This is a genomic window from Streptomyces sp. NPDC127595 (assembly GCF_042671685.1).
In the GTDB taxonomy this organism is placed as follows: Bacteria; Actinomycetota; Actinomycetes; order Streptomycetales; family Streptomycetaceae; genus Streptomyces.
On sequence record NZ_JBHXWK010000003.1, the window covers coordinates 290,223 to 311,747 of the forward strand.

Here is a 21,525-nt window from a genome sequence, read left to right on the forward strand (position 1 = left end):
TGCGGGGTGCCGGGCCTCCGTACGAGTGCTAGAAATCGCACATGCCGCAAGGATCCTCGCAGGACGCACCCCCGACACGGCCGCACCGGGTCGCCGTGATCATCGACGAGAGCACGAACCCCTTCGAGGTCGGCGTCGCGACCGAGCTGTTCGGGCTGCCGAGGCCCGAACTGGGCCGGCCGGAGCCGCTGTACGAGCTGACCCTGTGCGGCCCCACGCCCGGCGTGCGGATGAACCACGGGTTCTTCACCGTGACCGGGCTGCCGGGGCTCGACGCGGTGGACGACGCCGACACGCTGATCGTGCCGGGCCGTCCCGACAACGTCGTCCCGCGCCCCGCAGCCGTGCGCGACGCGATCCGGCGCGCCCATGCGCTCGGCACCCGGATCGTGAGCTTCTGCACCGGCACGTTCGCGCTCGCCGAGGCCGGGCTGCTCGACGGGCGCCGGGCCACCACGCACTGGCGCTGGGCGGACTCCTTCCGCGAGCTGCATCCGAAGGTCCTGCTGGAGCCCGACGTGCTCTTCGTGGACGAGGGCGATGTGCTGACCGCGGCCGGCAGCGCGGCCGCGCTGGATCTCGGGCTGCACCTCGTCCGGCGCGACCACGGCGCCGAGACCGCCAACGCGGTGTCCCGGCGGCTCGTGTTCGCCGCTCACCGCGACGGCGGGCAGCGGCAGTTCGTCGAGCGGCCGGTGCCCGACGTACCGGACGAGTCGCTCGCGCCGCTGCTGGCATGGGCACAGCGGCGGATCGGCGAACCGCTCACGGTCGCGGACCTGGCGGCGCAGGCGGCGGTCAGCCCGGCCACCCTGCACCGGCGCTTCCGGGCCCAGCTCGGCACGACCCCGCTGGCCTGGCTCACCGGGGAACGCGTCGAGCTGGCCTGCCGGCTCATCGAGCGCGGGGAGGAGCGGCTCGACGTCGTCGCGGAACGCAGCGGTCTGGGGACCGCCGCGAACCTGAGGGAGCGGGTGCGGCGCGCGACCGGACTCAGCCCGTCGGCCTACCGGCGGCGTTTCGGACCGCCCGCCGGGGAACCGGTGATGGCATGAGATACCTCGTACGCGACCGGCTCCTCGGCTTCGGTGACGACTACTGGATCGAGGACGACCACGGCAACAAGGTCTTCCTCGTCGACGGCAAGGCGATGCGGCTGCGGGACACCTTCGAGCTGAAGGACACGCAGGGCCGCGTCCTCATCGACATCCACCGCAAGATGCTCACCCTGCGCGACACGATGATCATCGAACGGGACGGCGACCCGCTCGCGACGATCAAGCGCAAGCGGCTGTCGTTGCTGCGCAACCACTACCGGGTGTCCCTGGTGGACGGCACCGAACTCGACGTCAGCGGCAAGATCCTCGACCGCGAGTTCGCCGTCGACTACGACAACGAACTCCTCGCCCAGATCTCCCGCCGCTGGCTGCACGTCCGCGAGACGTACGGCGTGGACGTCGTACGGGAGGACGCGGATCCGGCGCTGCTGATCGCGGTGGCGGTGTGCGTGATCCATCTGGCGGAGAAGGAGCGGGGGGAGGACTGATTACCGCCCCGGACTGACGGGGGGGGGAGGGAAGGACCGATACCGCCCCGGACTGACGGGGAGGGTTAGGACCGATGCCGCCCCGGACCGACGGGGAGGGTTAGGACCGATACCGCCCCGGCCTAACGGGCGGAGAAGGACCGATATACCGCCCCGGACTAACGGCGAGGAGTATCCAGTCCCAGCAGCCGGTCCTTCAGCGCCGGGAACTGTTCCCGGGTCGTGCCGACCCTCGCCGGGTCGAACTCCACCGTGAGGACCTCCTCGCCGGCGCCCGCCTCCGCGAGGACCTCGCCCCACGGGTCGACCACGATGGAGTGCCCGGCCTGGGGAACTCCCGCGTGCGTACCGGCCGTTCCACAGGCGAGGACGTACGCCTGGTTCTCGACGGCGCGGGCCTGGGCGAGCAGCGTCCAGTGGGAGCGGCGGCGCTCGGGCCAGCCGGCCGACAGGACGAGGGTCTCGGCGCCGGCGTCGACGAGGCCGCGGAAGAGTTCGGGGAAGCGGAGGTCGTAGCAGGTGGCGATGCCGAGGTTGGTCTCCGGCAGGCGGACGGTCACCAGTTCGGACCCAGCCCCCATCAGGACGGCCTCGCCCTTGTCGAAGCCGAAGCGGTGGATCTTTCGGTAGGCGGCGGCCAGTTCGCCGGAAGGCGAGAAGACGAGGGAGGTGTTGTAGAGAGATCCCTCAGGGTCCCGCTCGGGGATCGAGCCCGCGTGCAGCCACACGCCCGCGTCGCTCGCCGCCTTCGCCATCACCTCGTACGTGGGCCCCACCAGCGGCTCGGCCTCCGCACCGAACTCCTCGTACGCGAACGCCCCCGTGGTCCACAGCTCGGGCAGTACGACGAGGTCGGCACCGGCCTGCTCCCGTACCAGAGTTGCCACTCGGGCGCGCCGTGAATCAACGGATTCGGTGTCTTTTACGTCGACTTGGAGGATAGAGGCGCGCACACTACCACCGTCCTGGCATTCGAGCCGTTGATACGGGCCTACGATCGTCACACCAAAGCACTGCCGGGGTGCCTCACAGCAGCGTAACTTAGCGTCCCAAGACACCCGCTGCCTGTGCACTGCCCGCGTCCAATCGCCCGAGGGGTCCCGTTCCGTGAGTCTGCATCCCAGCCTTCAGTCCTACGCCGATGCCTGGACCCAGTCGATCGAAGCGATATCCGAGCTGGTGTCGCCTCTTGTGGAAGGCGAGTGGAACAAGCGGACGCCCTGCCCGGGCTGGTCGGTGCGTGACCTCGTCTCGCACGTCATCGGCCTCGACTCCGAGATGCTCGGCGACCCCCGGCCGATCCACACGCTGCCGCGCGACCTGTACCACGTGACGAACGAACACCAGCGGTACATGGAGATGCAGGTCGACGTACGCCGTCACCACACCGCGCCGGAGATGACCTCCGAGCTGGAGTACATGATCATCCGCCGCAACCGCCAGCTGCGGAACGAGAACCGGCAGCCCGACACCAAGATGCGTGGCCCCCTCGGCACCGAGGTCACCCTCGAACACGCCATGCGCAACCACGCGTTCGACGTGTGGGTGCACGAGCAGGACCTCCGCGCCGCCCTCGGCCGGCCCGGCGACCTCGACTCCCCGGGCGCGTACATCGCCCGCGACGAGCTTCTCGCCGCTCTCCCGAAGGTGGTCGCCAAGGACGCGGGAGCGCCCGCGAATTCGGCGGTCGTCATCGATGTCCACGGGCCGGTGGAGTTCCTCCGGACGGTCCGCGTCGACGCCGACGGCAACGGCTCGATAGACGGCGCGCCCTCACTGGGCCCGGCCGCCACCCTCACCCTCGACTGGGAGACGTACCACCGCCTGGCCTGCGGACGCGTGACCCCCGACTCGGTCGCCGACCGCATCAAGACGGAGGGCGACCCGGAACTGACGGCGGCGATCCTCAGGAACTTCACGGTCACCAGGTAAATCAGCCCCTCCGGCGTTTGAGGAGCGGTGGTCTGGGGCGGAGCCCCCAGAAACAAGGGAAGGGTAGGGGCGGCGGGGGCGAGAACAATCCCCCACCACCTAAGCCCGCCTATGCCGGAACATGCACCGTCTCCACCCGGCTGGCCACCAACCGCTCCCGCTCCCTGCGAGCCGCCTGCTTGCGCAACCGGAAGATCTGGCTCAGGCCCACCGCCTGAAGAACGAACACGGCGGAGAAGGCGAGCCGGTAACTGCCACCGGTCGCGTCCAGCAGCACACCGATCGCCAGCAGCGTGATCATGGAGGCGACGAAGCCCCCCATGTTGGTGATCCCGGACGCGGTCCCCTGCCGCTCGGGCGGATTCGCCGGCCGGGCGAAGTCGAACCCCAGCATGGAAGCCGGCCCGCAGGCCCCGAGCACCGTGCACAGCACGACCAGCACCCAGGTGGGCGCGTGCTCCCCGGGGTACACCAGCACCCCCGCCCAGACGACCGCCGTAGCGGCCACCGTGCCGAGCGCCAGCGGAAGCCGAGCCGCGTGATGCCGGGCGACGATCTGCCCGTACACCAGTCCGACGACCATGTTGGACAGCACGACGAGCGTCAGCAGGTCACCGGCGGAGGCCGGCGACAGCCCCTCCGCCTCGACGAGGAACGGCAGCCCCCACAACAGCAGGAACACCATCGCCGGGAACTGCGTGGTGAAGTGCACCCACATCCCGAGCCGGGTCCCGGGCTCCCGCCAGGACGCGGCGATCTGACGCCGGACGTACGCGGCCCCCTGGTGCGGGAACGGCTCCGGCTCGTGCCCCTCGGGGTGGTCCTTCAGGAACAGCAGCATGAGGACGAGGACGACGACACCGGCGCCGGCGCTGCCCGCGAACGCAGCCGTCCAGCCGACCCCGTGCAGCAGCCGGGCGATCACCAGCGTCGAGACGAGGTTGCCCGCCATCCCCACCAGACCCGCGAGCTGGGCGACGAGCGGCCCGCGCCGGGCGGGGAACCACCGGGTACCGAGCCGCAGGATGCTGATGAAGGTCATCGCGTCGCCGCAGCCGAGGAGCGCGCGCGAGGCGAGCGCCATCCCGTACGAGGGGGAGAACGCGAAGCCCAGCTGCCCTGCCGTGAACAGCACCGCGCCGATGGTCAGCACCTTCTTGGTGCCGAGACGGTCGACCAGCAGGCCCACGGGTATCTGCATGCCCGCGTAGACGAGGAGCTGGAGGATCGAGAAGGTGGAGAGGGCGGAGGCGTTGATGTGGAAGCGGTCCGCCGCGTCCAGGCCGGCCACCCCCAGCGACGTACGGAAGATCACAGCGACGAAGTAGACGGAGACGCCGACGCTCCAGACGGCGATGGCGCGCCGTCCGCCGGGCGGATCCCCGGGCAGCGTGGCCGGAGAAGTCATCGGACCTCGCCCCGCGCCAGGTTGGAGAACCAGCTGACGTGCCGGTTGATGAGGCCGACGACCTCCTCCGCGTCGCCGGAGCGCAGCGCCTGCAGAATCTGCTCGTGCTCGGTGAGCGTCTTGGTGATCCGGTCGGGGTGGGCGTGCATCACGGCGACGCCCATCCTCAACTGCCGGTCGCGGAGCTGGTCGTAGAGCCGGGAGAGGATCTCGTTGCCGCCACTGCGGACGATCTCGGCGTGGAAACAGCGGTCGGTGACGGCCGCGGCGGCCAGGTCCCCGGCGGCGGCCTGCTCCTTCTGCTCGGCGAGCAGTTCCTCCAGGCGGGCGATGAGCTGCGGCGATGCCGGTACGGCCTTGCGCGCCGCGTGTCCCTCGACGAGCTGCCGGGTCTCCACCACATCCGCGATCTCCTGCGCGGAGACGGGCAGGACGAGCGCGCCCTTCTTCGGGTAGAGCTTGATCAGCCCCTCCACCTCCAGCCGGAGCAGCGCCTCACGCACCGGCGTGCGCGAGACCCCCACGGCCTCGGCGAGCTCGCCCTCCGTGAGCAGCGTGCCGCCCTCGTAACGGCGTTCCAGGACACCCTGCTTGACGTGTGCGTAGACGCGCTCGGCGGCGGGGGGTTGTTTCACGGGCACCTGTGCGGGAGCGGGCGGGGTCACTGCGGGGGACGGGGCGGAAGGCATGCGCACAGCATAGATACAACACGTACGCATCGTCGCGCCCCTTCCACAATGCGGACGCCGGAACGCGGCGCCCGAATGTGGACGCCGGAACACGGACGCCAGAGCGCGGACACCGGAAGCGCGAACATTTCTCCGATCAACCGCACAACCTTTCGTGCGACGTGCGTGTCACACGAAAGGCGGCACTCCCATGTAGCCGCGCTCCTTGGGCATTTAACGTAATCGGGGTAGGAAACTTGATAACCGGCATTAAGGGCACGCGCGTCCGCAGAGCTGCCGCTGTAGTCGTCACGACCGGCGCCATGATCGCGACCGGAGCCCTCAGCGCGGCTCCCGCACAGGCCCTCACCACGCCCACGATCGCCGCCAAGGGCGGCTACGTGATGAACAACGGCACGGGCACCTCCCTGTACACCAAGAAGGCGGACACCCGCCTCTCCACCGGCTCCACCACCAAGATCATGACCGCCAAGGTCGTGCTCGCCCAGCCGAACCTCAACCTGGACGCCAAGGTCACGATCCAGAAGGCCTACAGCGACTACATCGTGGCGAACACCGCCTCGTCCGCCCACCTGATCGTCGGCGACAAGGTCACCGTCCGTCAGCTCCTCTTCGGGCTGATGCTGCCGTCCGGCTGTGACGCCGCGTACGCGCTCGCCGACAAGTTCGGCACGGGCACGACGCGCGCGGCCCGCGTGAAGTCGTTCATCGGCAAGATGAACACCTCCGCGAAGAACCTCGGCCTGACGAACACGCACTTCGACTCGTTCGACGGCATCGGCAACGGCTCCAACTACTCGACGCCGCGCGACCTGACGAAGATCGCCAGCAGCGCGATGAAGAACTCCACGTTCAAGACGGTCGTGAAGACGAAGTCGTACACGGCCAAGACCATCACGAAGACCGGCTCCACCCGCACCATGGGCAAGTGGACCAACACGAACGGTCTGCTCAGCAGCTACAGCGGCACGATCGGCGTGAAGACCGGCTCCGGCGCCGAGGCCAAGTACTGCCTCGTCTTCGCGGCCACCCGCAACGGCAAGACCGTCATCGGCACGGTCCTCGCCTCCACGTCCATCACCGCCCGTGAGTCGGACGCGAAGAAGCTGATGAACTACGCCTTCGCCAAGTAACGGATAGTTTCCGGGACTTCAGGCATACGGGAAGGGGGCCCGCCGCGTACGAGCGGCGGGCCCGCTTCCCGTATGCCCACCACGCCCTGAGGCACCTGCGCAGGGTTATACGTGATCTGCGCTCGGAGTGATGAACATCCCGGATCCTGTTGGCATATGCGTTGTGCGTCGATCTACGTTCCGCCGAGGAGGTGGTTCGTATGAGCGAACACGACACGACGTCGACCACGGCACCAAGGACCGATGCGATCGACATCAACGACTTCGTGTACGGGGCGACAGGGGCCCGGGTGCGGAGGCTGACGATGCCGGACGGGAGCCATTGGTTTCCGGCGGCGGATGTCTGCAAGCGGCTCGGTTACACAACGACCCGGAAGGCTCTGCTCGACCATGTACCGGAGGCGCACCGAGACTTTCTCGAGACTGTGACCGGAAGCCACAGTCTCGGCGTTCCCGCAGGTCGGGAGTGGCGCCGAGATCTGCAACTGATCGACTTTCCCGGCTTGATCCAACTTGTGAACGGCTGCACCAAGCCCTCGTGCAGGCCGTTCAAGGAATGGGTGAGCGAGGTGATCATGTCGATCCAGCGTGATGGTTCGTACGCCCTCCCCCAGGCCGAGGTACAGCCCCCCGACCCGAGCGGTCCCGTGCTGTACGCGATGCCAGCGCAGGTCGCCGACGCGATCGTGCGGCTCGAGGCACGCAATGTGCGACTGGACGAGGAGTTCGCAGAGGCACAACGGGCCTCAGCACAGGTGCAGTCCCGGATGGCGGATGCGATGGATCGGATCGCGGACGCGCTGGACGCGTTCCGGCCTGTCCGAGCGGAGCGTCCGGCAGCTCCGGCGGACACGTACAGGCCGAGTGCCGAAGCCCTCCTCGCGGACTGGAGGTCACGGATGTCCGTGACCGAGGACGTGTGGGCCGTGGCCGTCACGATCGCACCTGTGCTTGCTGAACACGGTGAGATCCGAATGTCTCTGGAAACACTCTCGGAGCGGACGGGACTGAACGCCCATCGGGTCAACGAGTGCCTGCGGTTCATGCGGAGGCATGCGTGCATCCGGTCCAGGGGCGGCGCGGAGGACGGCGCACCCGTCTACGTACTGGAGCGGCCACAGCTGTAGCTGTGTGAGGGGGGTTGAGCGGCCGGTCGCCTCCCCCACCCACCTGGCAGCCGCCCCGGGCACCCGGCCCGCACAAGGAGGTGCGCCCATGACCGGCTCCTGCGACCCCGATCGCGTAAGAACCGATCCGCACAGACCCGACCGCTACGACGCCGTCGACTACACCCCGTATCCGCAGAGCGTCCCCCGTGCCCGGAGACGTGTAGCTCACCTCGCGGCCGAGTGGGGCCATCCCGGTGCGGCCGGCGACGCGGCGCTGCTGGCAAGCGAGTTGTGTACGAACGCGCTGCTGCACGGATCCCTGCGGGACCGGCTGTTCCGGGTGGAGACGTCGCTCAGCGGCAGGGTGTTACGGATCGCCGTCACCGACCCGAAGGGCGAGCGCCTGCCGGAGCCCCGTGCGGCATCGGGCGGTGACCAGTTCGGGCGCGGACTGCTCATCGTCGGAGTGCTCGCCCACCGATGGGCCGTCGAGAACCTCACCGTGGGCAAAACGGTCTGGGCGGAACTGAATGTTCCGGGCAACACGGATGCGTAGGGCGTCAGGATTCTGAAGGTCGGCAGGACAACCGCCTGAGGACCTCACACGGGGCCGCACCCTCAAGGGACGGCCCCGTGTCCTTGGCTCACACCCCCGCGATCACGCCCAAGTGATCAACCTCTTCGGCTGCTCCAGGACGGCCGCCACGTCGGCGAGCACCTTGGAGCCCAACTCCCCGTCCACCAGGCGGTGGTCGAAGGACAGTGCCAGGGTGGTGACCTGGCGGGGCTTGACCTTGCCCTTGTGGACCCAGGGCTGGAGCTTGATCGTGCCGACGGCGAGGATCGCGGACTCGCCGGGGTTGAGGATCGGCGTGCCGGTGTCGATGCCGAAGACGCCGACGTTCGTGATCGTGACCGTGCCGCCCTGCATCGCGGCCGGGGAGGTCTTGCCCTCGCGGGCGGTGGAGACCAACTCACCCAGCGACTCGGCCAGTTGCGGCAGGGTCTTGGCGTGCGCGTCCTTGATGTTCGGGACGAGCAGGCCGCGCGGGGTGGCGGCCGCGATGCCCAGGTTCACATAGTGCTTGAGGACGATCTCCTGGGCGGCCTCGTCCCAGGACGCGTTGATGTCCGGGTTGCGCTTGATGGCGACCAGCAGGGCCTTGGCGATCAGGAGCAGCGGGTTCACGCGGAGGCCGGCGAGATCCTTGTCCTGCTTGAGCTCCTCGACGAGCTTCATCGTGCGCGTCACATCGACCGTCACGAACTCGGTGACATGCGGCGCGGTGAACGCCGAACCGACCATCGCCGCCGCCGTGGCCTTGCGCACACCCTTGACCGGGATACGGGTCTCACGCGCCGTGTCGTACGAGGCGACGGGCGCCGTGACCTGGACAGGAGCGGCCACGGGCTGCCGGACGACCGGCTCCGGGGCGGCGGTCGGCGCCGGTGCCACCGCCGCGTGCACGTCCTCGCGCGTGATGATGCCGTCCGGGCCGGCCGGGCGGATCGTCGCCAGGTCGACGCCGAGGTCCTTGGCGAGCTTGCGGACCGGGGGCTTGGCCAGTGGACGGGCCGCGGCGGACGCGGAGTGCCCGTGTCCGTTCAACTCCGCCTGGACGGCCTGGATCGCCGAGGCCGCGTAGACCGGCTCGGGTGCCTGGGCCGGGACCTCGGCGCCCTTGCGGGGGCGGCGCTTGGTGGAGGACACGGAGACGCCGTAGCCGACGAGGACCGGCGTGCGGCCCTCGGCCTTGGGCTGCTCGGGCTTGGGCTGCTCGGCTTCGGGCTGCTCGGCGGCGGGCGCTTCAGCAGCTGCCGCGGTGGTCTCCTCGACGGGCGAGCCCGCCCCTCCGGCGACCTCCACCGCGATGATCACCTGGCCCACGTCCACCGTCGTCCCCTCGGGGAAACGGAGTTCGCGCACCACGCCGTCGTACGGGATCGGCAGTTCCACGGCCGCCTTGGCGGTCTCGACCTCGCAGACCACCTGTCCGTCCTCGACCTGGTCGCCGGGCTGGACGTACCACTTGAGGATCTCCGCCTCGGTGAGGCCCTCGCCCACATCGGGCATCTTGAACTCGCGGAGTCCCGACGCGTTCTCGGTCATCGTCGTCACGACCCTCTCCTCAGTACGCAAGCGAGCGGTCGACGGCGTCGAGCACCCGGTCCAGGCCCGGAAGATACTCGTCCTCCAGGCGTGCCGGCGGATACGGGGCGTGATAGCCGCCGACCCGCAGGACAGGTGCCTCCAGGTGGTAGAAGCACCGCTCGGTGATCCGGGCGGCGATCTCCGCGCCCGTGCCGAGGAACACCGGCGCCTCGTGCACCACCACCAGGTGACGCGTCTTCTCCACCGACACCTGCACGGAGTCGAAGTCGAGCGGGGACATCGACCGCAGGTCCAGGACCTCGACCGACTTCCCCTCCTCCGCGGCGGCCGCCGCGGCCTCCAGACACACCTTCACCATCGGGCCGTACGCCGCCAACGTCAGGTCGGTGCCCTCACGCACCACCCGCGCCTTGTGCAGGGGTCCGGGGATCGCCTCCGTGTTGACCTCGGACTTGTCCCAGTACCGCCGCTTCGGCTCGAAGAAGATCACCGGGTCGTCGCTCTGGATGGCCTGCTGCATCATCCAGTAGGCGTCCGAAGCGTTCGACGGGGAGACCACTTTCAGGCCCGAGACGTGCGCGAACAGCGCCTCGGGGGACTCCGAGTGGTGCTCGACCGCGCCGATCCCGCCGCCGTACGGAATACGGATGACGACGGGGAGCTTGATCTTGCCGAGCGCCCGCGCGTGCATCTTCGCGAGCTGCGTGACGATCTGGTCGTAGGCGGGGAAGACGAAACCGTCGAACTGGATCTCCACGACCGGGCGGTAGCCGCGCAGCGCGAGGCCGATCGCCGTGCCGACGATGCCCGACTCGGCGAGCGGTGTGTCGATCACCCGGTCCTCGCCGAAGTCCTTCTGGAGTCCGTCGGTGACCCGGAAGACACCGCCGAGCTTGCCGACGTCCTCGCCCATGATCAGGACCTTGGGGTCGGTCTCCAGGGCTTTGCGCAGCGACTCGTTGATCGCCTTGGCCAGCGCCATCTTTTCCGCGGTCATCGCTACTTGTCCTCCCCTTCGTCCGCGAACGACGCCTGGTAGGCGGCGAACTGGGCCCGCTCCTCGTCGACGAGCGCGTGCCCGTCCGCGTACACGTTCTCGAAGATGGCGAAGTGGTCAGGGTCCGGCATGGCCCGTACGACTTCGCGTACTCGTTTGCCCAACGCCTCGCTCTCGGCTTCGAGTTCCGCGAAGAATCCCTCGTCCGCGTGGTTTGAGGCCTCGAGATAGGTGCGCAGACGCAGGATCGGGTCCTTGGCCTGCCAGGACTCGGTCTCCTCGTCGGCCCGGTACTTGGTCGGGTCGTCGGAGGTGGTGTGGGCGCCCATGCGGTAGGTGAACGCCTCCACGAGGGTGGGGCCCTCGCCGAGACGGGCCCGCTCAAGGGCCCACTTGGTGACGGCGAGGCAGGCGAGGACGTCGTTGCCGTCGACGCGGACGCCGGGGAAGCCGTAGCCCTGTGCGCGCTGGTAGAGCGGGACGCGGGTCTGCTTCTCGGTGGGCTCGGAGATGGCCCACTGGTTGTTCTGGCAGAAGAACACGACGGGGGCGTTGTAGACGGCGGAGAAGGTGAACGACTCGGCGACGTCGCCCTGGCTGGAGGCGCCGTCCCCGAAGTACGCGATCACGGCCGAGTCGGCGCCGTCCTTGGTGATGCCCATGGCGTAGCCGGTGGCGTGCAGGGTCTGCGAGCCGATGACGATCGTGTACAGGTGGAAGTTGTTGGTGTTCGGGTCCCAGCCGCCGTTGTTCACACCGCGGAACATGCCGAGCAGGTTGGTCGGGTCGACCCCGCGGCACCAGGCGACGCCGTGCTCGCGGTAGGTCGGGAAGACGTAGTCGTCCTCGCGGGTGGCGCGCCCGGAGCCGATCTGGGCGGCCTCCTGGCCGAGCAGCGAGGCCCACAGGCCCAGCTCGCCCTGGCGCTGCAGTGAGGTGGCCTCGGCGTCGAAACGGCGGGTAAGCACCATGTCGCGGTACAGGCCGCGCAGCTCTTCGGGGGTGATGTCGGCGACGTACGGGTCGTACGTGGCGTCCTTGACCCGCTTGCCCTCGGGCGTCAGCAGCTGAATGAGCTGTGGGTGGGCGTCCGGTGACTTGTTCGCGCCGGTGCGCTTGGCACCCGTCGCGGCGCGCTTCGTCCCGGTAGTGCCGGTGCTTGCGGCGCTCTTCGAACCGGTGGTGCCGGTGCTTGTGGCGCTCTTCGTACCGGCGCTGCGTCGCGGCTTCTGCGCGGCAGTGCTCTCCACGGTCACGTGTACTCCTCCGTCGGTCCGGCCCCCGGGGTTGCCGGTCGGCCAGTGCGGCTCGCCTGGTCCAGTACCCGTGCACGGGGTGGGTGCACTCGGCCGGGAACAGACGTGACAGGTGCCCCGGCGAGCGCCCTGCAACAGCCACGTTACCCAGTGCCTCACAAATCTGTGAGACCCCTCCTGACCTGCGTTTTTGCTCGGATTTCCAACTACTTTTCAGTCGGACGTCCAAGTACCTCGCGTCAGTCGGGAACAGCTGCTGGTCACAGCACTGGTAACAGCCTTGCAGGGGGCCGGAACACCGGCACGTTATCCCGGTCACCCCGGACACGGGAAGAGTTCACTCCGGGGCAGGGCCAATGGTCCTGTGTGACACTGACAGCGTGCCTGAAACCGGGAAAATCACCGTATTTCTCCTCGACGATCACGAAGTGGTCCGGCGCGGCGTCCATGAGCTGCTCTCGGGGGAGGACGACATCGAGGTGGTCGGCGAGGCCGGCACGGCCGCCGACGCGCTGGTACGGATTCCGGCCACCCGCCCGGACGTCGCCGTCCTGGACGTACGGCTCCCGGACGGCAGCGGCGTGGAGGTCTGCCGCGAGATCCGCTCCCAGGACCCGGACATCAAGTGCCTGATGCTGACCTCGTACGCCGACGACGAGGCCCTCTTCGACGCGATCATGGCGGGCGCCTCGGGCTATGTCCTCAAGGCCATCCGCGGCAACGAACTGCTCACCGCCGTACGTGAGGTCGCCGCCGGGAAGTCCCTGCTCGACCCGGAGGCCACCGCCCGCGTCCTGGAGCGGCTGCGCGACGGCGGCGGCACCAAGGGTGACGACAAGCTCGGCCACCTCACCGAGCAGGAGCGCAGGATCCTCGACCTGATCGGCGAGGGGCTCACCAATCGCGCGATCGGCGAGCGGCTGCACCTCGCCGAGAAGACGATCAAGAACTATGTGTCGAGCCTGCTGTCCAAGCTGGGGATGGAGCGGCGGTCCCAGGCGGCGGCGTACGTGGCGCGCCTCCAGGTGGAGCAGGAGCAGCGGCAGTAATCGCACCCCATTGGGCCCCATTCGGGACTTATGGCCTCCCTACAGAGGGCGGGTGGCCCTTTTCCCGGTCCTCCGGGTGCCGGAAATTGGTCGTATGCCCGACGCACCGCCGGCCGACAAGCAGCCGGTCCCCAAGCAGTTCGCCGTGGAACTGATCGGCCGCACCGACTACGGCCGGATGGCCACCAGCATGCGCGCGCTGCCCTTCCTCGCGTTCGCCCGGCACATCGTGGCTGACGGACATGTCCTGCTGCGCATGCCCCGCAACCTCGGCTACCACCAGGCCTGCGCCGCCAGCATCGTCGCGTACGGCACCGACAACCTGAACTCCGCACGACCGGGCGAGGACCTGTGGACCGCGCAGATCGTGGGCCGGTGCGAGACCGTCGAGCCGACCGAGGCCCAGTTGGAACGCTTCGGCCCCGCGCCGCGTCTCGTGGACGGCGAGCCCTACGAGCCGGTCTACCTGGGCATCGAGCCGCAGTTCTGCAACGTCCACGCGACGGACGGTGGCCTGGAACGGCGGTTCCAGCACGTTCTGTGACCGATGTTGCGAACAGGACGACTGTGTGTGACAAACCCGAGGTCAGAGGCGTTTTCTTGCCCTAGCATCTGCCGCGTGCCGCGCTCTCCCGTACCACCCCCTGTGTCTCATGCGCCCCCTCTGGGCGCCCTCCTCCGCCAGTACGCCGCCGGGTCCGCGCTGACCTGCGAACCCGTCGACCAGGGGCTGCTGAACCGCGGCTACCGGCTGTGCACCACCCGCGGCCGGTACTTCCTCAAGCACCACTTCGACCCCGAGACCGCCGACCCCGCCGCGATCGCCCGCCAGCACCGGGCGACCCAGCGCCTCGCGGACCTCGGCGTCCCGGTCGCCCCGCCGCTGACCGGCACCGACGGCCGCACGGTCGCCGTCGTCGGGGGCCACGCCTACGCACTGCACCCGTGGATCGACGGACGGCACCGGCACGGCGGCCAGCTCAGCACGGAGCAGTGCGCGCGGCTGGGCGCGCTCCTGGGCGTCGTCCACGCGAGCCTGGAGCAGGTGATGCCGACCCAGGGACGCGGTTCGGCGAAACCGGCCGAAGGGTCCGCCCCGTCGGCCGGTGCCGCCCTGTCGCCCGGCGCAGCCCTGTCGCCCGGCGCAGCTCCGTCACCCGGTGCCGCCCCGTCACCCGGTGCCGCCCCGTCACCCGGTGCCGCCCCGTCACCCGGTGCCGCCCCGGCCGACGGCGCCGACCCCGCCGACACCTTCGCGCTCATCGACCACCTGCTCGCCCGGGTACGCCGCCACCGCCCGTCCGACGCCTTCGACGAACTGGCCAGGCACCGGCTCCTGGAGCGGCGCGTCCTCCTGGAACGGCATGCCGACCGGCGCCCTCCGCAGGGCGCCTCGGTGGGCTGGGTGCACGGCGACTTCCACCCGTTCAACCTGCTCTACCGCGACGGCGAACCGGCCGCGATCGTCGACTGGGACCGGCTGGGCGTGCAGCCCCGCGCCGAGGAGGCCGTACGCGCCGCGGTGATCTTCTTCGTACGGCCCGTCGGCGCACTCGACCTGCCGAAAGTGCGGGCCTACGCGCGCGCGTACCGGCGTACCGCGGGCGCCACCCCCTCCGAACTCGCCGCCGCCGTGCACCGCGTGTGGTGGGAGCGTCTCAACGACTTCTGGATACTGCGCTGGCACTACGAGCGCGGGGACACCCGCGCCGATCCGCAGTTCCCGGCGGCGTCGGCGCTGGCGGTGTGGTGGACCCGGGAGTACGAGGCGGTGTGCGAGGCGTTCGCGGGGTGATCCCGGCTTGTGCGGTGGCTTGTGCGGTGGCCTGTGCGGGGCATGTCCGGTGGCTTGTCCGGTGGCAAACGGCACGCGCGCGTGGAGCCCGTTCGGGCCGCACGCGCGCGTGGGGGTGTGTTTCGCTCGCCGGGTCAGCCGCCGGTCAGGCCGCCAGGGGTGCCGCCACCGGTGACGCCTCCGGGGTCCGTCGGCTCCGTGGTCGCCGGGTCCGTCGGCTCCGTGGTGGTCGGTTCGTCCGTCGGCTCCGTGGTGGTCGGCGTCGTCTCGCTCGGCTCACCCGTGGGCTCGTCCGACGGCTCGTTGCTGTAACTCGGGGACGGTGTGTACGACGGCGTGTACTGCGAGCCGGAGCCCGTGGTGTTGCCGTTGTCCGTCGAGTCGTCGGTGGAGGTGTCCGTAGGTTCTTCGCTGGGCGTCGCGCTGGAGTTGCTGTCCTCGGTGGACGACGACGTCACCGTGGGCGACTGGGTGGTGCCGGCCCCGCCGCCGCCGTTTCCGCCCTGGTTGAGCGCGAGTGCGACACCCGCCGCGATGGCGATCACCGCGAGGACCGCGAGGATCCACAGCTTGCCGCGGCCGCCCCCGCTGTTGCCGTGCCCCTCGAAACCGCCGTCGTCCCCGCCGCCGTAACTGCTCGGCAGGATCGGCTGCGGGATCTGCGAGGTGCCCGAGTCGCCGGGATGCGGCATCGCGGCGACTCCGGCGTAGCCCCCGGCCGGAGTGCGCGGGCCGCCGTGCATGTCGACGGGCCCGGTGTTCCAGGTGCCGGTGTGGCTGCCCTGGTCGTACAGCATCTGAAGCCCGTACTGGACGAGCCCGCGCATCTCCTCGGCGGTCTGGAACCGGTCGTCCGGCTCCTTCGCGAGGGAGCGCATGACCAGCCCGTCGAGCTCCGGCGGCGCCGCGTCGGAGACCTCGGACGGGGGCACCGGGATGTCCTGGACATGCTGGTAGACGACCGACAGCGGCGTCTCACCCGTGAACGGGGGCCGCAGCGCGAGGAGTTCGTAGAGCAGGCAGCCCGTCGCGTACAGGTCGGAGCGGTGGTCGACGGCCTTGCCGAGCGCCTGCTCGGGGGAGAGGTACTGCGGCGTGCCCATGACCATGCCGGTCTGGGTCATCGTCGACTGCGCGCCGTGCAGGGCGCGCGCGATGCCGAAGTCCATCACCTTGACCGCGCCGGTCTCCGTGATGATCACGTTCGCCGGCTTGATGTCGCGGTGCACGATGCCGTGCTGGTGCGAGTAGGCGAGCGCCTCGAGGACACCGGAGACGATGATCAGCGCCTGCTCCGGCCCGGGGGCCTCGGCGTTGATCAGCAGGTCGCGGATCGTGTGGCCCTCGACGATCTCCATCACGATGTACGGGACGACGCGGGAGCCGACCACGTCCTCGCCGGAGTCGTACACGGCGACGACCGCGTGGTGGTTGAGGCCGGCGACCGACTGGGCCTCGCGTGTGAAGCGGGCCTTGGAGACCGGGTCCTCGGCCAGATCGGAGCGGAGCAGCTTGACCGCGACAGTGCGTCCCAGGCGTACGTCCTCGGCCGCGAACACCTCGGCCATACCGCCTCGGCCCAGTCTGTGGGTCAGCCGATACCGGCCGTCGCCGACCAGCCCGCCGTTACCCCACAGCTCCGGCGCATCCGACATACCGCCGCCAGCCGCCTCGGGGTCGGACGGGCCCTGAGCGCGCTGCTGCTGTGCCATCAGTCCTCGCCGTCGTTTCTGCCCGCGGTCTGCGCGGTGGTTGTCACGGTCTCCGTCGGGCCACGCTACAGGCTCTGCGCAAGGCTCCGGTCCGAGACGGAAGTGGGATGGATCGGCCATCCAACCCGTCGCGGGTACCCGCGTGCAAATCCTGTGTACCGGCCGTACGGCACCTGTAACGCTTCCGCGACGCTTCTTTCTCAGACGGTCACGGAACGGGCACCGAACTTGACGTGTCAGTGCCCTCGGGCAGACTTGGCCGGGAATGAGCCAATCGATCACCGAACACCGGCCGATCACCGGGCAGATCGCGCAATCGATCACGACGAACAAGTCACGGACCGCGGGGGCGATCAGCCGCTCCCGCCGCGCCGATGGGGGACGCAGAAGATGAGCCAGGACGGCGCACAGGGCCGGTACGCGGGGCGTGCGGTCGCCGGCGGCCGCTACCAGCTGCGTGATCTGCTCGGCGAGGGCGGCATGGCCTCGGTCCATCTCGCGTACGACTCGGTGCTCGACCGCCAGGTCGCCATCAAGACCCTGCACACCGAGCTCGGCCGCGAGCAGGCCTTCCGCGAGCGGTTCCGCCGCGAGGCCCAGTCGGTGGCGAAGCTCACGCACACGAACATCGTCTCGGTCTTCGACACCGGCGAGGACGTCCTGGACGGCATGACGACGCCGTACATCGTCATGGAGTACGTCGAGGGCCGCCCGCTCGGTTCGGTGCTCGACCAGGACATCGCGCAGCAGGGCGCCATGCCCGCCGACAAGGCGCTCAAGATCACCGCGGATGTGCTGGCCGCCCTGGAGATCAGCCACGAGATGGGCCTGGTCCACCGGGACATCAAGCCGGGCAACGTGATGATGACCAAGCGCGGCGTCGTCAAGGTGATGGACTTCGGCATCGCCCGCGCCATGCAGTCCGGGGTCACCTCGATGACCCAGACCGGCATGGTCGTCGGCACACCGCAGTACCTCTCGCCGGAGCAGGCCCTCGGCCGAGCGGTGGACGCCAGATCCGACCTGTACTCGGTCGGCATCATGCTCTTCCAACTCACCACCGGGCGGCTGCCGTTCGAGGCGGACTCGCCGCTGGCCATCGCGTACGCACATGTCCAGGAGGAGCCGGTCGCGCCCTCCTCGGTCAACCGCTCGCTGCCCCCGGCCGTGGACGCGCTCATCGCCCGCGCGCTGAAGAAGAACCCGAACGAGCGGTTTCCCAGCGCCGAGGCGATGCGCGACGAGTGCCTGCGCGTGGCCCAGTCGCTGCACGCCGCCGCGCCGAGCATCGTGCCGGGCGCCCGGACGGCGAACGGCGCGGGTGTCGCCTCCGCGGTCTTCCCGCCCGTCGACCAGGCCGCTCCGGCACCGGGCCCGGTCCAGTCGCCCTACCAGCCGGGTCCCTACGGTCCGCCGACCCCGGCACCCACCCCGCCCCCGACGCCGGCTCCGTCGTACGGCTATCCGCAGCAGGGCGGCTATCTGCCGCCGCCGCAGACCTCGGCGTACTCCCCGCAGCAGGGCGTCTCGACCCCTCCGCCGTACAACCTGACGCCCCAGTACCCGACTCCCCAGCCGGGCGGCTCCGGCGGCGGCCGCAAGAGCGCCAAGGGGGTTGTCGTCGGCTCGATCGTCGTCGCGGTCGTCGCGGTCGGCGGCCTGATCGCGGCGGTGGCGCTGTACGGCGGGATCGGCGACGACCAGGGCGGTGGCGGCGAGGCCAGTCAGTCGCCGTCCGTTGTGGCGGGTCACAAGGGGCCTGACACGACGAAGACCATCGAGACGGAGAAGTGCACGGCGCCGCAGGAGTCGTACAACGACGAGAAGAAGATCCAGGTCCCGGACTTCTCCTACAAGTACCTCCAGTCGGTCAAGTCCTGCTTCCAGGCGGCGGGTTGGCAGATGGAGATCGAATACGTCGACGAGAACACGTACGGCGAGGGCACGGTCATGGACCAGTTCCCCTCCGAGGGCACGGACGTCGACCCGAAGGACATGCCGGAGATCCAGCTCAAGGTGTCGACGGGCAATCCGTCCTGATCCGGGTACGAGTGGGGCCCGGCACTTTCGTGCCGGGCCCATTTCGTTGTCCGGCCGCCGGGGGCTTGCGGGTGCCCGCCGGGGGCTTGCGGGTGCCCGCCAGGGGCTACAGGTACGGCCCGCCCGAACGGCCGCCCGTGCGGGGGTCCTCGTCCCCCTCCGCGCCGCCGGCGCCCGGCGGAAGGGCGCGGCGCATCGACTCGAGCTGCGCCCTCGCCGCCATCTGCTGGGCGAAGAGCGTGGTCTGGATCCCGTGGAAGAGACCTTCCAGCCAGCCCACCAACTGTGCCTGCGCGATGCGCAGTTCGGCGTCGGAGGGAATCGCCTCGTCCGTGAACGGAAGGGAAAGGCGCTCCAGCTCGTCGACCAGGTCGGGGGCCAGACCGTCTTCCAGTTCCTTCACGGAACTCGCGTGGATCTCCTTCAGCCGGACACGGCTCGCCTCATCCAGAGGGGCTGCGCGCACCTCCTCGAGCAGCTGCTTGATCATGCTTCCGATGCGCATCACCTTGGCGGGCTGTTCGACCATCTCCGTCACCGGGATCTCGCGGGAGTCCTCGTCTCCGGCGTCACCGAGAGTCATTCCGTCCTGGCCCAGGACCAGGATCTGAGGGTTCTCCGGCGACCGTTCGTTCCTCGGCATCTCCATGCCGTCCATTGTCTCGCACCCGTCCACCGCACCACCCCCCGGCCCGAGCCGGCGGGGCCACCGTGGGCAAAGGGAGCAACCGAGATGCCGGGGCAAAGGGGGCATGTGAGGCTGGACCCACTGATCATGGACTCCTCACCGGGAGGGGGTCACGGGCGTGACTCCATGGCTCCGTGCGCTGCACGTGGTGGGACTGCTGCTGGCCCTGACGACCGGGGCGACGGCCCCCTCGTACGCCGCCACACCCGCCTCTTCGTACGCCCCCGATCCCAGTGCCGATGCCTCCCGTGCGGGGAGCGGTCCGGGAGAGGGCCGGGCGCGTCCGGGGCGCGAGGAGCCCGGGGGGCAGTCGGCGTCCGAGGCCGCGGAGCCGCCGTACACGGACCGCGACCCCACCGTCCTCGACCGTCCGGAGGCGAGCGCCGCGCCGCAGGAGGCCGCGGTCCCCGTACGGCAGAGCGTCGGCCGCCCCGGACGCGCGCCGGAGCCCGTGTTCCCGATCGTGCCGCTCGGCAGCGGGCTGATCCTCATCGGGCTCGGTCTGGGGCTGGCGTTCTTCGCCCTGCGCGTCCGGCGCGGCGGCTGAAACCGCTTCGGGCGGCGCGCTCTTTGGGATGCGCGGGGCCGGGACTCACCGGTCGGGACGCTTCCTGGGGAGCTGGAACCTCCCCGAGCGGGGCGCTGGCTGGGAAGCTGGAACCTCCCCGAGCGGGCGCTGCCTCGGGAAGCTCGAACCTCCCCGAGCGGCGCCGCCCCCTGGGAGACCGGGACCTGCCCGAGGGGGCGCCCTTGGGAAGCGGGCGCCCTTGGGAACCGCGCGGTCGGATCCCCCGAGCAGCGCGCCCCTGGGAAGCACACGTCCGAACCGCCGGGCAGCGCGCCCCCTGGGACGCTGGAACTTCCCGTGGGGCCCGTGGGGCCCGTGGGGGCGCTGCTTGGGAAGCGCACCGCCCAGTTCCCCGAACGGCGCGCCCCTTAGGAAGCGCGCCGCCGAGTCGCCCGGGCAGCGCGCCCCCTAGGGGGCGACCAGCAGCACCTTGCCGATGTGTCCGCTGCCCTCCAGCACCCGGTGGCCCTCCGCCGCGTCGTTCATCGGGAGCTCACGGTCGACGACCGGGCGTACGTGGCCGGAGGCGATCAGCGGCCACACATGTTCGCGTACGGCGGCGACGATCGCCGCTTTCTCCGCCAGCGGGCGGACGCGCAGCGAGGTCGCGGTGACGGCGGCGCGCTTGTTGAGGAGGGTGGCGATGTTCAGCTCGCCCTTGATGCCGCCCTGCATGCCGATGATCGCGAGCCGTCCGTTGACGGCGAGGGCCTGGACGTTGCGGTCCAGGTACTTGGCGCCCATGTTGTCGAGGATGACATCGGCGCCCGCGCCGTCGGTGGCGCGCTTGATCTCCTCAACGAAGTCCTGCTCGCGGTAGTTGACCAGGATGTCCGCGCCCAGCTCGGCGCAGAAGTCGAGCTTCTCCTTGGTACCCGCCGTGACCGCGGCCCGCGCGCCCACGGCCTTCGCGAGCTGGATCGCCATGGTGCCGATACCGCTGGAGCCGCCGTGCACGAGCAGGGTCTCGGCGGGGCGGAGATGGGACACCATGAAGACGTTCGACCAGACGGTGCAGGTCACCTCGGGCAGCGCCGCGGCCTGCTTGACGTCGATGCCCTCGGGCACCGGAAGCAGCTGCCCCGCGGGGACGGCGACTTTCTCGGCGTACCCGCCGCCCGAGAGCAGCGCGCACACCTCGTCGCCGACCGCCCACCCCGAGACTCCGGGGCCGACCTCGACAATGCGCCCCGAGCATTCGAGACCGGGGTAGGGGGACGCGCCGGGCGGCGGGTTGTAGAGGCCCTGTCGTTGCAGGAGATCGGCGCGGTTGACGGCGCTGGCCACCACTTCGACCAGTACTTCGCCCTGTCCGGCCACCGGATCCGGGACCTCGTCCCACACCAGCGCCTCGGGCCCACCAGGTTCAGGAATCGTGATCGCGTACATGAGGGGGACGCTACTCCTCAAGGTAATTGGGATGCGCGGATCCTCCAGTAGAGGCACGGTGTAGGCAAAGGGACCGTAAAGTCGAAGGGCCGTGGCAGCGG

The 21,525-nt window shown here is 69.9% G+C and carries 20 protein-coding genes; 11 read left to right on the forward strand and 9 right to left on the reverse strand.

The window, feature by feature from the left end; all coding sequences use genetic code 11:
* Positions 1-41 precede the first annotated feature (41 nt).
* Together ACFVKT_RS12325 and ACFVKT_RS12330 are read left to right on the forward strand one after the other, a co-directional pair.
* Positions 42-1,055: a GlxA family transcriptional regulator gene (locus tag ACFVKT_RS12325; RefSeq protein WP_385730435.1), complete on the forward strand. Its 1,014-nt coding sequence runs from the start codon at positions 42-44 to the stop codon at positions 1,053-1,055.
* Entirely contained in the window at positions 1,052-1,546 is a 495-nt protein-coding gene (locus ACFVKT_RS12330; protein ID WP_385730438.1) for an LURP-one-related/scramblase family protein, read from the forward strand. The genes ACFVKT_RS12325 and ACFVKT_RS12330 overlap by 4 nt, the downstream gene beginning before the upstream one ends.
* Before the next feature lie 158 nt (positions 1,547-1,704).
* On the opposite strand, the gene ACFVKT_RS12335 is transcribed toward ACFVKT_RS12330, so the two are convergent.
* On the reverse strand, positions 1,705-2,499 hold the full coding sequence (locus tag ACFVKT_RS12335) for a carbon-nitrogen family hydrolase (RefSeq protein ID WP_385730440.1): 795 nt from the start codon (positions 2,497-2,499) through the stop codon (positions 1,705-1,707).
* Positions 2,500-2,653: 154 nt separating this feature from the next.
* On the opposite strand from ACFVKT_RS12335, the gene ACFVKT_RS12340 reads away from it, so the two are divergent.
* Entirely contained in the window at positions 2,654-3,478 is an 825-nt protein-coding gene (locus ACFVKT_RS12340; RefSeq protein WP_385730442.1) for a maleylpyruvate isomerase family mycothiol-dependent enzyme, read from the forward strand.
* Positions 3,479-3,587: 109 nt separating this feature from the next.
* Here ACFVKT_RS12340 and ACFVKT_RS12345 read toward each other — a convergent pair whose 3' ends face one another.
* Entirely contained in the window at positions 3,588-4,886 is a 1,299-nt protein-coding gene (locus ACFVKT_RS12345) for a nitrate/nitrite transporter (protein ID WP_385730444.1), read from the reverse strand.
* Complete coding sequence (locus ACFVKT_RS12350; protein ID WP_385730447.1) at positions 4,883-5,575, reverse strand: GntR family transcriptional regulator; 693 nt, start codon at positions 5,573-5,575, stop codon at positions 4,883-4,885. The genes ACFVKT_RS12345 and ACFVKT_RS12350 overlap by 4 nt, the downstream gene beginning before the upstream one ends.
* 236 nt (positions 5,576-5,811) lie before the next feature.
* On the opposite strand from ACFVKT_RS12350, the gene ACFVKT_RS12355 reads away from it, so the two are divergent.
* From ACFVKT_RS12355 to ACFVKT_RS12365, 3 genes are all read left to right on the forward strand, one after another.
* Positions 5,812-6,708 (forward strand): D-alanyl-D-alanine carboxypeptidase family protein, encoded by an 897-nt coding sequence (locus ACFVKT_RS12355; protein ID WP_385730449.1) that lies wholly within the window; start codon positions 5,812-5,814, stop codon positions 6,706-6,708.
* A gap of 200 nt (positions 6,709-6,908) precedes the next feature.
* The gene (locus tag ACFVKT_RS12360; protein WP_385730452.1) at positions 6,909-7,835 is read left to right on the forward strand and encodes a Bro-N domain-containing protein; all 927 of its coding nucleotides are present in this window, start codon (positions 6,909-6,911) and stop codon (positions 7,833-7,835) included.
* Positions 7,836-7,923: 88 nt separating this feature from the next.
* Positions 7,924-8,373 (forward strand): ATP-binding protein, encoded by a 450-nt coding sequence (locus ACFVKT_RS12365; RefSeq protein ID WP_385730454.1) that lies wholly within the window; start codon positions 7,924-7,926, stop codon positions 8,371-8,373.
* A 102-nt stretch (positions 8,374-8,475) separates the two neighbouring features.
* On the opposite strand, the gene ACFVKT_RS12370 is transcribed toward ACFVKT_RS12365, so the two are convergent.
* The 3 genes from ACFVKT_RS12370 to pdhA are packed head-to-tail and all read right to left on the reverse strand — an operon-like array spanning position 8,476 to position 12,183.
* Positions 8,476-9,936, reverse strand: coding sequence for a dihydrolipoamide acetyltransferase family protein (locus tag ACFVKT_RS12370; RefSeq protein WP_385730457.1), 1,461 nt, complete (start codon positions 9,934-9,936; stop codon positions 8,476-8,478).
* Positions 9,937-9,946: 10 nt separating this feature from the next.
* A complete protein-coding gene (locus tag ACFVKT_RS12375) occupies positions 9,947-10,927 on the reverse strand; it encodes an alpha-ketoacid dehydrogenase subunit beta (protein WP_385730459.1) in 981 nt (326 codons plus the stop codon).
* Between the two features lie 2 nt (positions 10,928-10,929).
* The gene (pdhA, locus tag ACFVKT_RS12380) at positions 10,930-12,183 is read right to left on the reverse strand and encodes a pyruvate dehydrogenase (acetyl-transferring) E1 component subunit alpha (RefSeq protein ID WP_385730462.1); all 1,254 of its coding nucleotides are present in this window, start codon (positions 12,181-12,183) and stop codon (positions 10,930-10,932) included.
* 380 nt (positions 12,184-12,563) lie between these two features.
* Between pdhA and ACFVKT_RS12385 the strand changes: the two genes are divergently transcribed.
* The 3 genes from ACFVKT_RS12385 to ACFVKT_RS12395 all read left to right on the forward strand — a co-directional run bounded on the left by ACFVKT_RS12385 (position 12,564) and on the right by ACFVKT_RS12395 (position 15,027).
* On the forward strand, positions 12,564-13,232 hold the full coding sequence (locus ACFVKT_RS12385) for a response regulator (RefSeq protein ID WP_385730464.1): 669 nt from the start codon (positions 12,564-12,566) through the stop codon (positions 13,230-13,232).
* A 94-nt stretch (positions 13,233-13,326) separates the two neighbouring features.
* Complete coding sequence (locus ACFVKT_RS12390) at positions 13,327-13,776, forward strand: pyridoxamine 5'-phosphate oxidase family protein (protein WP_385730465.1); 450 nt, start codon at positions 13,327-13,329, stop codon at positions 13,774-13,776.
* A gap of 102 nt (positions 13,777-13,878) precedes the next feature.
* Positions 13,879-15,027 carry a phosphotransferase gene (locus ACFVKT_RS12395; RefSeq protein ID WP_385731058.1) on the forward strand — a complete coding sequence of 383 codons (1,149 nt, stop codon included), beginning with the start codon at positions 13,879-13,881 and terminating at the stop codon, positions 15,025-15,027.
* A 134-nt stretch (positions 15,028-15,161) separates the two neighbouring features.
* Here ACFVKT_RS12395 and ACFVKT_RS12400 read toward each other — a convergent pair whose 3' ends face one another.
* Complete coding sequence (locus tag ACFVKT_RS12400; protein WP_385730467.1) at positions 15,162-16,739, reverse strand: protein kinase; 1,578 nt, start codon at positions 16,737-16,739, stop codon at positions 15,162-15,164.
* Positions 16,740-17,129: 390 nt separating this feature from the next.
* Here ACFVKT_RS12400 and ACFVKT_RS12405 point away from each other — a divergent pair, with 390 nt between their 5' ends.
* On the forward strand, positions 17,130-18,779 hold the full coding sequence (locus tag ACFVKT_RS12405) for a protein kinase (RefSeq protein WP_385730469.1): 1,650 nt from the start codon (positions 17,130-17,132) through the stop codon (positions 18,777-18,779).
* Between the two features lie 106 nt (positions 18,780-18,885).
* Here ACFVKT_RS12405 and ACFVKT_RS12410 read toward each other — a convergent pair whose 3' ends face one another.
* Positions 18,886-19,428 carry a bacterial proteasome activator family protein gene (locus ACFVKT_RS12410; RefSeq protein ID WP_385730471.1) on the reverse strand — a complete coding sequence of 181 codons (543 nt, stop codon included), beginning with the start codon at positions 19,426-19,428 and terminating at the stop codon, positions 18,886-18,888.
* Between the two features lie 157 nt (positions 19,429-19,585).
* Here ACFVKT_RS12410 and ACFVKT_RS12415 point away from each other — a divergent pair, with 157 nt between their 5' ends.
* The gene (locus ACFVKT_RS12415; protein ID WP_385730473.1) at positions 19,586-20,014 is read left to right on the forward strand and encodes a hypothetical protein; all 429 of its coding nucleotides are present in this window, start codon (positions 19,586-19,588) and stop codon (positions 20,012-20,014) included.
* Positions 20,015-20,443: 429 nt separating this feature from the next.
* Here ACFVKT_RS12415 and ACFVKT_RS12420 read toward each other — a convergent pair whose 3' ends face one another.
* On the reverse strand, positions 20,444-21,424 hold the full coding sequence (locus ACFVKT_RS12420; RefSeq protein WP_385730475.1) for an NAD(P)H-quinone oxidoreductase: 981 nt from the start codon (positions 21,422-21,424) through the stop codon (positions 20,444-20,446).
* Between the last annotated feature and the right edge of the window lie 101 nt (positions 21,425-21,525).